Genomic DNA, 12,848 nt, shown 5'->3' on the forward strand with positions numbered 1-12,848 from the left:
CCCTCCGGTCAACAGGCTCGGCGTGCAGAAGGGGCGGAAACCACATGGCTTCCGCCCCGTCCTGGCGCTTTCAGGCGCGCGTTACTCCGCCGGCATGGCGGCCTGCTCTTCCACCAGCGGATGGGCGAGCTTGCCGAGCATCTCCTTCGGGCAGACCTGCAGGAAGTTCGGCAGCTCGGCCTCCCAATGGGCGAGGATCTCCGCCGCCCGGCGCGAGCCGGTCTCGGCGGCGTGGCGCTCGATGAGGCCGCGCAGCTCCTCCTGCCAATGGGCGACGCCCACGGGCGAGGTGACGAGCGTGTCCATGTTGATCAGCGGCCCGGCCTTGCCCTCGGGATCGTAGAGATAGGCCATGCCCCCGGTCATGCCGGCGCCGAAGTTGGCGCCGATGTCGCCGAGGATCACCGCCGTCCCGCCGGTCATGTATTCGCAGCCGTTCGAGCCGCAGCCCTCGATCACCACCTTGGCGCCCGAGTTCCGCACGGCGAAGCGCTCGCCGGCCCGGCCGGCCGCGAAGAGCCAGCCGTCGGTCGCCCCGTAAAGGACGGTGTTGCCGATGATCGTGTTCTCCTCCGGCACCAGCGGCGAGGCCATGGGCGGCCGCACGACGATGGTGCCGCCGGAAAGCCCCTTGCCCACATAGTCGTTGGCATCGCCCGAGACCTCGAGCTTCAGCCCCGGCGCCGCGAAGGCGCCTAAGGACTGGCCGGCGGAGCCCTTGAGCTTCACCGTCAGGTGGCCGGGCTGCAGGTCGTTGCGCATCCCGAAACGCTTGACGATATGGCTCGAGGTCCGCGTGCCGATGGTGCGGTGCGTGTTCTGCACCGCATATTCGAGCTGCATCTTCTCGCCATCCTCGAGGAAGCGCGCGGCGTCCTTGACGATCTCGGCGTCGAGCGTGTCGAGCACCGCGTTGCGCGGCTTCAGCCGGTCGTAGCGGATCTGGTGCGCGCCATCGACGGTGATGAGCAGCGGGTTGAGGTCGAGGTCGTCGAGATGCGCCGCCCCGCGGGAGACCTGGGTGAGCAGGTCGGCCCGGCCGATGACGTCATCGAGGCTCCGCGCGCCGATGGAGGCGAGGATCTCGCGCACCTCGGTCGCGTAGAAGGTGATGAGGTTCACCACCTTGTCGGCATTGCCGGTGAACTTGGCGCGGAGGCTCTCGTCCTGCGTGCAGACGCCCACCGGGCAGGTGTTCGACTGGCACTGGCGGACCATGATGCAGCCCATGGCGATGAGCGCGGCGGTGCCGATGCCGTATTCCTCGGCCCCCAGCATCGCCGCCATGACGATGTCGCGCCCCGTCCGCAGCCCGCCGTCGGTGCGCAGCGTCACCCGCTCGCGCAGGTGGTTCATGGCGAGCACCTGATGCGCCTCGGTCAGGCCCATCTCCCACGGCAGGCCTGCGTATTTGATCGAGGTGCCCGGAGAGGCCCCCGTGCCGCCGTTGTGGCCGGAGATGAGGATCACGTCCGCCTTCGCCTTCGCCACCCCGGCGGCGATGGTTCCGACACCGGAGGAGGCCACGAGCTTCACCGTCACCTTGGCGCGCGGGTTGATCTGCTTCAGGTCATAGATGAGCTGGGCGAGATCCTCGATCGAGTAGATGTCGTGGTGCGGCGGCGGCGAGATCAGCGTAACGCCGGGGGTGGAGTGCCGCAGGCGGGCGATGAGGCCGGTGACCTTCATGCCCGGAAGCTGGCCGCCCTCGCCGGGCTTGGCGCCCTGCGCGACCTTGATCTCGAGCTCTTCGCACTGGTTGAGGTATTCCGCCGTCACGCCGAAGCGGCCGGAGGCGACCTGCTTGATCTTCGCCGACGGGTTGTCGCCGTTGGATTCGGGCACGAAATGCGCCGGATCCTCGCCGCCCTCGCCCGAGTCGGATTTCGCGCCGATCCGGTTCATGGCGACGTTGAGCGTCTTGTGCGCCTCGGGGCTGAGCGCCCCGAGCGACATGCCCGGCGTCACGAAGCGCTTGCGGATCGAGGTGATGCTTTCCACCTCCTCCAGCGGCACCGGCTCGCCCATCGGCTTGATGGCCAGAAGGTCGCGCAGGTGAATGGGCGGGTTCGACTGGATCGCCTTGGAATACTGCTGCCACATCTCGTAGCTCGCCCGCTCGCAGGCGCTCTGCAGCAGGTGCATCGTGGTGGCGCCCCAGGCATGGGTCTCGCCCGAGCGGCGCGCCTTGTAGAAGCCGCCGATGGGCAGGACGTCCTGCCCGGTGAGGAAGCCCCTGGCATGGACCTCCTCCAGCTTCTTCTGGATGCCCGCCGTGCCGATGCCGGAGATGCGGGAGTGCATCCCGGGGAAATACTCCGCGCACATGGCGCGGCTGAGGCCCACGGCCTCGAAGTTCAGCCCGCCCCGGTAGGACGAGATGATCGAGATCCCCATCTTCGACATGATCTTGAGAAGGCCGGCGTCCACCGCGTCGCGGTAGCGGCGCATGGCATCCTCGAGGCTGCCCTCGATCAAGCCGCGGCGAATGCGGTCGGCGACCGAATCCTCGGCGAGATAGGCGTTCACGGTCGTGGCGCCCGAGGAGATGAGCACGGCGAAGTAATGCGGGTCGATGCATTCCGCCGAGCGGACGTTGAGCGAGCAGAAGGTGCGCAGGCCCTGCTTGGTCAGCCAGGAATGCACGGCCGAGGTGGCGAGGATCATCGGCATGGCGACGGCCTCGGGGCCCTGATGCTGGTCGGTCAGCACGATATGCCCGGCGCCGGAGCGCACGGCATCCTCCGCCGCCTCGCGAATGCGGGTCAGCCCGTCCTTCAGCGCGTCCGGCTTGCCGCCGGTCGGGAAGGTGCAGTCGATGACGGCGACCTGATCGCCGAACTGCCCCACCATCGCGTCGAACTCGGCATTCGCCACGAAGGGCGATTCAAGGACGAGAATCTCGGTCTGCGAGGAATTCTCGTCGAGCACGTTCTTGAGGTTGCCGAAGCGCGTCTTCAGCGACATGACCCGCGCCTCGCGAAGCGAGTCGATCGGCGGGTTGGTGACCTGGCTGAAGTTCTGCCGGAAGAAATGGCTGAGCGGCCGGTATTGGGACGACAGCACCGCGGCGGGCGTGTCGTCGCCCATCGAGGCGATCATCTCCTTGCCGTCCTCCGCCATCGGCGCCAGCACCTGCTCCAGCTCCTCGAGCGTGAAGCCGGCGGCGATCTGGCGCCGGCGGAGCTCTTCGCCCTCGAACATCGGGGCCTCCGGCACGTCCTTCAAAAGGGCGTTGAGGTCGACGACCTTCTCGATCCAGTCCTGATAGGGCAGGGCGGCGGCGAGCCGGTCCTTGATCTCGGTGTCGTGGTAGAGCTTGCCCTCTTCCATATCGACGGCGATCATCTGGCCCGGGCCGAGCGCGCCCTTTTCCTTCACGCGGGTCTCGTCGACGGGGACCATCCCCGCCTCCGACCCCGCGATGAGCAGGCCGTCGCCGGTGACGACGTAGCGCATGGGCCGAAGGCCGTTGCGGTCGAGCCCGCCGCAGACCCAGCGGCCGTCGGTCATCGCCAGCGCCGCCGGCCCGTCCCAGGGCTCCATCACGGCGTTGCAATAGGCATACATGTCCGACCAGGCCTGCGGCAGCTCGGTGGCCGACTTGCTCCAGGCCTCCGGCACCAGCATGGTCTTGGCCATCGGCGCCGAGCGGCCGTTGCGCACCAGCACCTCGAAGACGGCATCGAGCGCCGCGGAATCCGACGAGCCCGGCGGGACGATCGGCTTGATGTCCTCCGCCATCTCGCCGAACGTCGACGAGGCCATGCGGATCTCGTGGCTCTTCATCCAGTTGAGGTTGCCCTTCAGCGTGTTGATCTCGCCGTTATGGGCGAGCATGCGGAAGGGCTGGGCCAGCCACCATTGCGGGAAGGTGTTGGTCGAATAGCGCTGGTGATAGAGCGCGAAGGCGCTCTCGAAGCGCGGGTCCTTCAGGTCGGGATAGAACTCGGCCACCTGCTCGGCCAGCATCATCCCCTTGTAGATGATCGAGCGGCAGGAGAGCGAGGCGAGGTAGAGCCCGCCCACGCCGGCCGCGGCGGCGGCCTTCTCGATCCGCCGGCGGATGATGTAGAGCTCGCGCTCGAAGGTCTCCTTGTCGGTGTCCTTCTCGCAGCGGATGAGGATCTGCTCGATCTCGGGCCGCGTCGCGTTGGCCTTCTCGCCGAGGACGGAGATGTCCACCGGCACATGTCGCCAGCCGTAGATGTAGTGGCCCATGCGCAGGACCTCGGATTCCACGATGGTCCGGCACTTCTCCTGCGCGCCGAAATCGGTGCGGGGCAGGAAGACCTGGCCGATGGCGATCAGCCGGTCGGGGCGCGGCTCGTGGCCGCAGCGGCGGATCTGCTCGTAGAAGAAGGGCGCGGGGATCTGCACATGGATGCCGGCGCCGTCGCCGGTCTTGCCGTCGGCATCGACGGCGCCGCGGTGCCAGATGGCCTTGAGCGCGGAGATGCCCTTCTCCACCACGGTGCGGCTCGCCCGCCCGTCGATGGACACGACCAGCCCGACGCCGCAGGAGGCGTGCTCGTCCTCCTCGCGGAAGAGCGAGTTCTCGGCCATCCACTGGCGCTTGGCCTCTTCGGTCGCGGCCCAGCTTTCGTCATAGGTGGTCATGGCTCAGGCTCCTTCCGGTGAGGCGGGCATGATCTCTGCCCTTGTGCGGCGGGGGTGGTTGCCGGCGAAGGCGAAGCCCGCCGGCTTGAAGTCGATGAAGATCTCGCTGGTGAGCGGGATGTCGTCTTTCTCGTCGAAGAGCCCGAGGGGCACCTCGTAGCTGCCGGTGCCGTCGACGCCCTTGTCATAGCGATACCAAAGCGGCGAGCCGCAGGTGCCGCAGTTCGAGCGCGTGGCCCAGCCGGAGGTCCGCCTGGTGACGACATGCTCCGAGCCGGTGACGACCAGCGCCCCCTCGGGCACGGACACGCCAAGGAGCGGCCCGCCCGTCCAGCGCTGGCACGAGGTGCAATGGCAGGCGCCGAGCTTGCCGATCTCGGAGGCGACGAATTGCACGGCGCCGCAGAAGCAGGATCCGGTCCTGGTCATGAAAGCGCCTCCACATGAGGGGCCCGGGCCTCGTAATCGGCCGAGGTGACCCGCTTGTGATCGCCGGCCAGAAGCAGCGCCCGATGCGCGCGATCGGTGTAGTTCTCGTTGTGAAGCGGCCAGTCCCGCGTGGCGGGGAAGAGGCCGGCGGTGAATTCGTAGGCCTTGCCGTCCTCGCGGAACCACAGCGGCGAGCCGCAGCTCTCGCACGAAGTGCGCTCGCCGAAGGGGGAGGAGCGGTAATGCCGCACCGGGCCGGTGATGGTCACATCGGCCGCCTCGGCGGAAAAGCCGAGGAACACGCCGCCCGTCCAGAGCCGGCAGATGCTGCAATGGCAGGCGAAGAGCCGTTCGGCCTCCGGCACGGCGCTCATCCGCACGGCGCCGCAAAGGCAGCGCCCCTCCAGCGCGGTGCTCATGGCGCGTCCCCCGGCACGAACTGCCAGCGCGCCTCGTAATTGGCGCGGCTGATCCGCTCGTGATCGCCGGCGAAGCGATAGCCCTCCGGGCAGCGGTCGGCATAGACCTCGCGCACCATGACCGCGCCGCCGGCATTCTCGAAAAGGCCGGGGCAGAGCTCGATGATGCCGACATTCTCGCCCTCGGTGTCGCGGACCCACAGGGACGAGCCGCAGGTCGGGCACCAGGCCCGCTCGGCGAAGGGCGAGGAGGCATAGGTCGCGACCTCGCCGGTGACGGTGATCTCCGCCTCCGGCGTCGCGATGCCCATGCCCATCGTGCCGCTCCACTTGCGGCACATCTCGCAATGGCAGGCCGACAGCTCCTTCGGGAGCTCGCCGACGGTGACGGTCACGGCGCCGCAAAGGCAGCGGCCGGTGACGCTCATTCCAGCGGACTCCAGGACGAGCTGACGACATTGCAGCCGAACTTCGGTTCGGTGGACAGGAAGCCCGGATCGCCGGGGAAGGAGATCTGCATCGGGCTGTCATCGGTCGGATAGCTCTCGCCCTCGACCGTCGTCGTGCCGGGGCCCGAGAGGAACAGCCGATGCTCGCGGTTGATGTATTCGTTGCCCTCGGATTCCCACAGGATATCGCCCTCCGGGCTGATCGCCTGGATGTGGTATTCCGTCTCCTCGAGCGCGAGCCCGTCCACGGTGATCGCATTGCCCGTCAGCGAATCCTGCCCGACGAAGCGGGTGGTGCCGACCTCGGGCGAGGTCGTCTCGAAATCGTAGCTGTCGCGGCCGGTGGAGATCAGCTCGGAGAAGCTCGCCGGGTCGTTGGCGCCGGGGGCGAGGGCCTCGGAATGGCCCGAGAGCACATGGAAGCTCTCCACCCATTGCGTTTCGGCGTCGATGGCGCCGGCATAGGTGATGCCCTCGGCATCGAGATCCACGCGGCGCTGCCAGCCCTCGGGATCGTTCGAGCAGGTGAAGTGATGCGAGATCGAGCAGCTCTTCGTCTGCACGGTCATGTAGCCGGTGCAATCGGCGGGCAGCGAGAAGGTCGCCTGCGCGGCGGCCGGGCTGGCGGCGAGGATCAAAAGAGAGACGAGGTATTTCATTGGCTTGCTCCGCGCAGCGCCGATTCCACGACGCCGCAGTCGAACTTCGGTTCGGTCGAGAAGAACCCGGGCTCGCCGGGGTAGATGAATTCGACGGGGCTCGCCTCCAGCACCTCGCCGGGCTCGTCCCGCGGCCAGGAGCGGCCGAGCAGGAAGATCCGGTGGCGCTCGGAGACATATTGCTCGCCCTCGCCGGAATAGGTGATCTCGCCGTCGGGCGTCACGACGTCATAGCCGTAACGCGTGGCGAGCAGCGGCTCGCCGTCGATCGTCACCTCCTCGCCCGTCAGCCGGTCGAAGCCGACGACGCGCTCCGCAGGGGCGCCGTTGTCGGAGGTGGTGGTGAAGTCATAAGTGTCGCGGCCCGTCTCGAAGAGCTCGGTGAGGCTCTCGGGGTCAGGCGCGGGGGTGACCATCGTCTCCGTCCGGTCGGGGAAGTAGGTCTCCAGCCACTGGAAGTCCTCGTCGACCTTCTTGAACTGGAAGGGGCCGGCGGCGCCGAACATGGCGATCCACTGCTCGCCCGGCGCATCGTCCTGGCATTGCCAGACATTGACGACGATGCAGGCGCGCTGCTGCACGGTGACGACGCCGGCGCAGCCCTCGGGCGGCGTGAAATCCTGCGCGGCGGCAGGCCCGGCGAGAGCCGCCAGCGGCCCCAGCGCGAGGAGAAGCCTGCGCACCCTCATTCCGCCGCCACCACGTTCACCGCCTGCGCGAGATGGGCGAGGATCGCCTCGGCGCAGTCGCGTCCGTCCTTGATCGCCCAGACGACCAGCGAGGCGCCCCGCACGATGTCTCCGGCGGCGAAGACGCCGTCCAGAGAGGTGCGGCCGGTACTGAAATCGGCGCGGATCGTGCCCCAGCGGGTCACGTCGAGCCCGGTGACGCCCCAGAGTTTCGGCAGCTCCTCCGGCTCGAAGCCGAGCGCCTTGATGACGAGATCGGCCTCTTCCAGATAGTCGGCGCCCTCGATCACCTCGGGGAAGCGCCGGCCCGTGGCATCGGGCGCGCCGAGCCGCATCTTCGAGATGGTGACACCGGAGACGGCCTCGCCCTCGCCCGCCTCGAACCCGGCGGGGGCGGAGAGCCAGACGAACTCCACGCCCTCCTCCTCGGCATTCTGCACCTCGCGCTGGCTCCCTGGCATGTTCGCCCGGTCGCGGCGATAGAGGCATTTGACGGAGGTCGCGCCCTGGCGGATCGCCGTGCGCACGCAATCCATCGCCGTGTCGCCGCCGCCGATGACGACGACCTTCTTGCCGGCGGCGTTCAGTTCGCCCGACTCGAACTCCTCCACCTCGTCGCCGAAGCTCTTGCGGTTGGAGCAGGTGAGGTAATCGAGCGCGCGGACGATGCCGGAGGCGCCGGCGCCCGGCGCATCGAGGTCGCGCGACTTGTAGACGCCCGTGGCGATCAGCACCGCGTCGTGCTTGCCGCGGATGGCGTCGAAGGACAGGTCTTCGCCGACATTGCAGCTCGTGACGAACTCGACGCCGGATTCCTCGAGAAGCCGGATGCGGCGCATCACGATCTCTTTCTCGAGCTTGAAGCCTGGGATGCCGTAGGTCAGGAGCCCGCCGGCCCGGTCGTGCCGGTCATAGACGGTGACCTGCACCCCGGCGCGGCGCAGCATCTCGGCCGCCGCGAGCCCGGCAGGGCCGGCGCCGATGATGCCGACGCTCTCGTCCCGCTCGCGGGCGGGCAGGCTCGGCTTCACCCAGCCCATGTCGAAGGCGGTGTCGGTGATGTACTTTTCCACCGAGCCGATGGTCACGGTGCCGTGGCCCGACTGCTCGATCACGCAATTGCCTTCGCAGAGGCGATCCTGCGGGCAGATGCGGCCGCAGATCTCGGGGAAGGTATTGGTGGATTGCGAGAGGGCATAGGCCTCTTCGAGCCGGCCCTCGGCCGTCATCCGCAGCCAGTCGGGGATGTTGTTGTGCAAGGGGCAATGCGACTGGCAATAGGGCACCCCGCACTGGCTGCAGCGGCCCGATTGCTCCTGCGCCTTGGCATCGGCGAACTCGGCGTAGATCTCGTGGAAATCGTCGCGCCGGTCGGCGGCCTCCCGCTTCGCGGGCATGTCGCGTGGGGTGGTGACGAATTTGAGCATGCGCTGCGTGGCCATGGGGTGCCTCTCTGGTGGTCCAGAGTGGACTACAGCGTCTCCGCGCAGAATGAAAGTCAGCAATGCTGACCTAAATAGCGAAAGTTTGCCTGGGGAGGGGCCGCACCGGGGTCGTTCGCCAGATTATTGGGTCAGCATGGCTGACTAAACAGTGGTCGGCCCCATGAGAAGAAGGATCAACGCGAGGCCGCCCACCGCGATTCGCCACCAGCCGAAGAGCGCGTAGCCGTGGCGAGAGACGAAGCCGAGCAGCCAGCGCACCACGAGAAGCGCCGTGACGAAGGCCGCCGCGAAGCCGATGGCGATCTCGCCCCAGGCGGAGAGGTCGAGCTCGTGGCGCGTGGCGTAGATGTCGTAGGCGACGGCGCCGGCCATGGTCGGCATCGACAGGAAGAACGAGAATTCCGCCGCCGCCCGCTTCGAGACGCCGAGCATCAGCGCGCCGACGATCGTGGCCCCCGAGCGCGAGACGCCCGGCACCATGGCGAGGCACTGGCAGAGCCCGACGGCCAGCGCCTTTCGGATCGGCAGCGCCTCGGCGGAATCCACCGTCGGTTCCGGCGCGAGCCGCTCGAAGAAGATCAGGATCACCCCGCCGATGACCAGCATCGAGGCGATGAGAAGCGGGGTCTCGAAGAACACCGTCTTGATGATGTCGTGCAGCAGCACCCCCAACACCGCGGCCGGCAGGAAGGCGACGATCACCGAGGCGATGAACCGCCGCGCCGCCGGGTCATGCGGCGCCGCGGTGAAGACCGCCCAGAGCCTCTGCGCATAGACCACCAGCAGCGCCAGAATGGCGCCGAGCTGGATCACGACCTCGAAGGTCTTGCCCGCCGCATCGAAGCCGAGGAAATGCCCGGCCAGCAGCAGGTGCCCGGTGGAGGAGACGGGGATGAACTCCGTCAGCCCCTCGAGCACGCCGAGGAGCAGCGCGATAAGCGCGGTGTCAGCCATGGGTCAGGATTTCCTGAGGCCCTTGGCGGAATCCTTGATGGCCAGATACTGCCCCGAGGGGCGGAACCGCCAGAGATAGCCCGGCAGGACGATCTCCATCGCCGTTGGCGCGATACCGAGCTCGGCGAAGCCGTCGGCCCCCTCGGGCACGACGCTGTCGCTCGCGAGCGCCCTCAGCTCGTCCTTCGAGATCGGCGCCTTGACGATGCCGAGCGTCACGTAGGATCCGATATCGCCGAGCCAGGCCATGAGCCGGGCCAGGAAGAGCGGCATGCCGACGATCACCCGCTTGCGGCGAATGGTGGCGACCACCTCTTCCATCACCTCGCGCTGGGTCATGACCTCCGGCCCGCCGAGGCAATAGGTGCCGGGCGCGGCGGCGCCGGTCACGCCGAGCACGGCGGCGGCGGCGACATCGTCGACATAGACGGGCTGCAGCCGCGTCTCGGGGCGGGGCACGGGCAGGAGCGGGAAGAGCCGCGCGAGCTGGGCGAGACGGTTGAAGAACGTGTCATCCACGCCGAACATCGGCGCGGGCTTCAGGATCATGGCGCCGGGGAAGGCGGCGCGCACGGCCTCCTCGCCCTCGGCCTTGGAGCGCAGATAGGCGGCCTCCGCCTCCGTGCTGGCGCCGAGGCCGGAGACATGGACGAGCCGGGCGATCCCCATCTCGGCCGCCATCCGGGCGACGCGGGCGGCGCCGTCGCGGTTGACCGCATCCAGCGTGTTGCGGCCCTGATCGCCGAGAACGCCGACGGAATAGACGGCCGCATCGGCGCCCCTCAGCGCGGCGGCGACGGAGCCTTCGTCACGGATGTTGCACAGGACGGGCACGACCTGGCCGACGACGCCGTACTGGCGGACGAAGCCCGCCTCTTCCGGCTCGCGGACGGCGACGCGCACGCGCCAGCCTTCTTTCGCGAGGCGCCGGGCGATGTGCCGGCCGAGAAATCCCGATCCGCCGAAGATGGTGACGAGGCCTGCCATGGATCGCTCCCGGTCTCTCTTGCTGTCCGCCTCGCGGTTTAGTCCCGCGAGGGGAGGCAGACAAGGCGAAAGGGCGCACCCGGTGAAACCCCGTTGACACCCTCAGGCGCGGGCCGTAAAGCCACGCGGCACACCTGCCCAGGTGGCGGAATTGGTAGACGCGCTGGCTTCAGGTGCCAGTGGCCGCAAGGCCGTGGAGGTTCGAGTCCTCTCCTGGGCACCATCTGCACCCCCGAAAATGCGAGCATGCTTGGTTTTCCGAGGTGGGAGGTGTGTTTCCTCCGGAAATTGCCCCCCAGACGGCTCCCCGCGTCCGACATCGGCACACCACCGAGCCTCGCGGCTTGAGCGACAGATCTCGACTGCCGAAAGAGGCCGCATGACTCGCGCCATGGGTCCTGGCGGTTGCGCGAGGCGTCACTGGTCCTGCGGCCTGCCGAAGCCGTGCATTTCCTTGGCCCACTGGTAGCCGATCATGAACCCCTTCATGCGCGGCAGCAGCACCAAGGAGGCGATCACGGCGACCGCGCTGAGCAGGAGCGCGAGGATCAGCGGGTCATCCTTCAAGTAGCCGAACGTGGCGTGCAGGAGGAAGCCCACCACATGCGCGACGATCAGGATCGTCAGATAGGCCGGCCCGTCATCCGCGCGGTGGTGATGAAGCTCTTCGCCGCAATGCGGGCAGGAGTCATTCACCTTGAGGTACTTGTAGAACAGCTTCCCCTCTCCGCAGTTCGGGCATCGCTCTTTCAGGCCCCGCAAGATGGCGGGTTTCACGGCTCGGTCGCAGCTGCCTTGGCGGGTGGTCGGTGTCATGGTGGATACTCCGCGGCTGGGTCGTTGGATCGTCACCGAGCCGCAATCTTGAACGGGGGGGGCCGCCGCATCCGCGGCAGCCCTGTTGTGTTGGGTCAGTAGCCCACGGTGAACCGGGCGCGGCTGTGCTTTGGCTTTTCAAGCTCATCGACCATGGCGACCGCGAGATCCTCGTAGGACATGTGGCTGCCGTCCGGTCCGACGAGCAGCTGGTCTTTGCCAAGCCGGAAGTCACCCGTGCGTTCTCCGGGGCCGAACAGGGCCGAGGGGGCGAGAAACGTCCAGTCGAGGCCGTCGGTCTTCGTCAGGCGCTCGAGATAGGCGATGCCGGCCTCGGATTCCGGCCGCGCGACCTCCGGGAAGTCGGCGCTGTCCAGAAACCGGACACCGGGCGCGACCTCGAGGCCGCCGGCGCCGCCGACGACCAGGTAGCGCGGCACCTCGGACCGGATGACCGCATCCAGCATCTTGCCGTGATCGAAGGCGCGGAACATGACCGAGCTGATGACGGCGTCGTGGCCAGCCAGGGTCGTGGCGAGAGACCGGGGCTCGGCGATGTCGCCGGCCAGAGCGACGGTCCGCTCGAGCGGTTGGATCTTCTCGGGGTTGCGGGCGATGGCGGTGACGTCGTGGCCCCGCGATACGAGTTCGGTGTGGAGCCGTTGGCCGGCGTTGCCGGAGGCGCCGATGAGAGCGATTTTCATGCTGGATATCCTTGGGTCATGGGTCAGGCGGGTTCGCCAAGGGCGGCCAGAACGGCGTCGCCCCCCGCGTAGAGGATCTGGCTATCGATGACGCGGGCCCCGCTTTCGTTCGTGACGACGAGCTGCGGGATGCCCTGAATGCCGAGCGTGGTCATCGCTTTGCGACTCTCGGTGATGCGGCGGTCGGTCTCGGCGTCAATGGTCGGGTCCGCCTCGATCTGGTCCCGGAGGGCCGCGTCGGAGAGATCGTAGCCCGCCGCCCGCGCAACCTCGCCGGCGATGGCGGCCACGACATCGGCGCGGGAGGTATCTTGCCCGCCCACATAGCGCGCTGTTTGCGCATCGTGCAGGAATGGCGGCTCGAGCCTCGGGTCGATCCGCCCGAGCGCCACGACGGCACGGGTCAATGCGCCGGAGCTGAACACGCCGCCGGCCGCACGCATGACGCCCTGGTGGTAGGCCTGCGTGAAGGGTTGGCCGGTCAGCTTCTGGATATGGGTGTCGTTCCTCTGGGCATGGTCAGCGATTGCCGCGACGGGGCGGGGCTCGACGAAAAGGCCCGTCGGCATCAGCCGGAGCCGGTCGCCGCTGGTCTCGGCGATCCGCTGCAGCGCGGGGGCCGCGGCGTAGCACCAGCCGCAGAGCGGGTCGAAGAAGTAGGTGAGCTCGGTCATGTT

Annotated in this window: 12 protein-coding genes and 1 tRNA gene; 1 reads left to right on the forward strand and 12 read right to left on the reverse strand. The window is 68.1% G+C overall.

Going from position 1 to position 12,848, the window contains the following annotated elements; genetic code table 11:
- Positions 1–81: 81 nt before the first annotated feature.
- The 9 genes from gltB to ACAZ03_RS01540 form a co-directional block, all read right to left on the reverse strand.
- Positions 82–4,620 carry a glutamate synthase large subunit gene (gene gltB / locus ACAZ03_RS01500; RefSeq protein ID WP_373355571.1) on the reverse strand — a complete coding sequence of 1,513 codons (4,539 nt, stop codon included), beginning with the start codon at positions 4,618–4,620 and terminating at the stop codon, positions 82–84.
- A 3-nt stretch (positions 4,621–4,623) separates the two neighbouring features.
- Positions 4,624–5,049, reverse strand: a complete 426-nt coding sequence (locus ACAZ03_RS01505; RefSeq protein WP_373355572.1) for a GFA family protein — start codon at positions 5,047–5,049, stop codon at positions 4,624–4,626.
- A complete protein-coding gene (locus ACAZ03_RS01510) occupies positions 5,046–5,468 on the reverse strand; it encodes a GFA family protein (protein ID WP_373355573.1) in 423 nt (140 codons plus the stop codon). The genes ACAZ03_RS01505 and ACAZ03_RS01510 overlap by 4 nt, the downstream gene beginning before the upstream one ends.
- Positions 5,465–5,896 (reverse strand): GFA family protein, encoded by a 432-nt coding sequence (locus ACAZ03_RS01515; RefSeq protein WP_373355574.1) that lies wholly within the window; start codon positions 5,894–5,896, stop codon positions 5,465–5,467. Before ACAZ03_RS01515 ends, ACAZ03_RS01510 begins: the two co-directional genes overlap by 4 nt.
- Complete coding sequence (locus ACAZ03_RS01520) at positions 5,893–6,576, reverse strand: hypothetical protein (protein ID WP_373355575.1); 684 nt, start codon at positions 6,574–6,576, stop codon at positions 5,893–5,895. Before ACAZ03_RS01520 ends, ACAZ03_RS01515 begins: the two co-directional genes overlap by 4 nt.
- A complete protein-coding gene (locus ACAZ03_RS01525; protein WP_373355576.1) occupies positions 6,573–7,259 on the reverse strand; it encodes a hypothetical protein in 687 nt (228 codons plus the stop codon). Before ACAZ03_RS01525 ends, ACAZ03_RS01520 begins: the two co-directional genes overlap by 4 nt.
- Before the next feature lie 2 nt (positions 7,260–7,261).
- Entirely contained in the window at positions 7,262–8,707 is a 1,446-nt protein-coding gene (locus ACAZ03_RS01530) for an NAD(P)-dependent oxidoreductase (protein WP_373355577.1), read from the reverse strand.
- 144 nt (positions 8,708–8,851) lie between these two features.
- On the reverse strand, positions 8,852–9,664 hold the full coding sequence (locus ACAZ03_RS01535; RefSeq protein WP_373355578.1) for an undecaprenyl-diphosphate phosphatase: 813 nt from the start codon (positions 9,662–9,664) through the stop codon (positions 8,852–8,854).
- 3 nt (positions 9,665–9,667) lie between these two features.
- Entirely contained in the window at positions 9,668–10,651 is a 984-nt protein-coding gene (locus ACAZ03_RS01540) for a complex I NDUFA9 subunit family protein (protein WP_373355579.1), read from the reverse strand.
- Positions 10,652–10,787: 136 nt separating this feature from the next.
- Between ACAZ03_RS01540 and ACAZ03_RS01545 the strand changes: the two genes are divergently transcribed.
- A tRNA-Leu gene (locus ACAZ03_RS01545) sits at positions 10,788–10,874 on the forward strand.
- 194 nt (positions 10,875–11,068) lie between these two features.
- On the opposite strand, the gene ACAZ03_RS01550 is transcribed toward ACAZ03_RS01545, so the two are convergent.
- From ACAZ03_RS01550 to ACAZ03_RS01560, 3 genes are all read right to left on the reverse strand, one after another.
- Positions 11,069–11,467, reverse strand: coding sequence for a DUF983 domain-containing protein (locus ACAZ03_RS01550; RefSeq protein WP_373355580.1), 399 nt, complete (start codon positions 11,465–11,467; stop codon positions 11,069–11,071).
- A 95-nt stretch (positions 11,468–11,562) separates the two neighbouring features.
- Complete coding sequence (locus ACAZ03_RS01555) at positions 11,563–12,171, reverse strand: NAD(P)-dependent oxidoreductase (protein WP_373355581.1); 609 nt, start codon at positions 12,169–12,171, stop codon at positions 11,563–11,565.
- A gap of 23 nt (positions 12,172–12,194) precedes the next feature.
- Positions 12,195–12,845, reverse strand: coding sequence for a DsbA family protein (locus ACAZ03_RS01560; RefSeq protein WP_373355582.1), 651 nt, complete (start codon positions 12,843–12,845; stop codon positions 12,195–12,197).
- Positions 12,846–12,848 lie beyond the last annotated feature (3 nt).

Source organism: Pseudoroseicyclus sp. CXY001, from assembly GCF_041714655.1.
Lineage (GTDB): Bacteria > Pseudomonadota > Alphaproteobacteria > Rhodobacterales > Rhodobacteraceae > Pseudoroseicyclus_A.

What these genes read in the sequence shown, in the direction of transcription:
- gltB (WP_373355571.1), bottom strand. Translation starts at nt 4,620, where the DNA reads ATGACCACCTATGACGAAAGCTGGGCCGCGACCGAAGAGGCCAAGCGC.
- ACAZ03_RS01505 (WP_373355572.1), bottom strand. Translation starts at nt 5,049, where the DNA reads ATGACCAGGACCGGATCCTGCTTCTGCGGCGCCGTGCAATTCGTCGCC.
- ACAZ03_RS01510 (WP_373355573.1), bottom strand. Translation starts at nt 5,468, where the DNA reads ATGAGCACCGCGCTGGAGGGGCGCTGCCTTTGCGGCGCCGTGCGGATG.
- ACAZ03_RS01515 (WP_373355574.1), bottom strand. Translation starts at nt 5,896, where the DNA reads ATGAGCGTCACCGGCCGCTGCCTTTGCGGCGCCGTGACCGTCACCGTC.
- ACAZ03_RS01520 (WP_373355575.1), bottom strand. Translation starts at nt 6,576, where the DNA reads ATGAAATACCTCGTCTCTCTTTTGATCCTCGCCGCCAGCCCGGCCGCC.
- ACAZ03_RS01530 (WP_373355577.1), bottom strand. Translation starts at nt 8,707, where the DNA reads ATGGCCACGCAGCGCATGCTCAAATTCGTCACCACCCCACGCGACATG.
- ACAZ03_RS01535 (WP_373355578.1), bottom strand. Translation starts at nt 9,664, where the DNA reads ATGGCTGACACCGCGCTTATCGCGCTGCTCCTCGGCGTGCTCGAGGGG.
- ACAZ03_RS01540 (WP_373355579.1), bottom strand. Translation starts at nt 10,651, where the DNA reads ATGGCAGGCCTCGTCACCATCTTCGGCGGATCGGGATTTCTCGGCCGG.
- ACAZ03_RS01550 (WP_373355580.1), bottom strand. Translation starts at nt 11,467, where the DNA reads ATGACACCGACCACCCGCCAAGGCAGCTGCGACCGAGCCGTGAAACCC.
- ACAZ03_RS01555 (WP_373355581.1), bottom strand. Translation starts at nt 12,171, where the DNA reads ATGAAAATCGCTCTCATCGGCGCCTCCGGCAACGCCGGCCAACGGCTC.
- ACAZ03_RS01560 (WP_373355582.1), bottom strand. Translation starts at nt 12,845, where the DNA reads ATGACCGAGCTCACCTACTTCTTCGACCCGCTCTGCGGCTGGTGCTAC.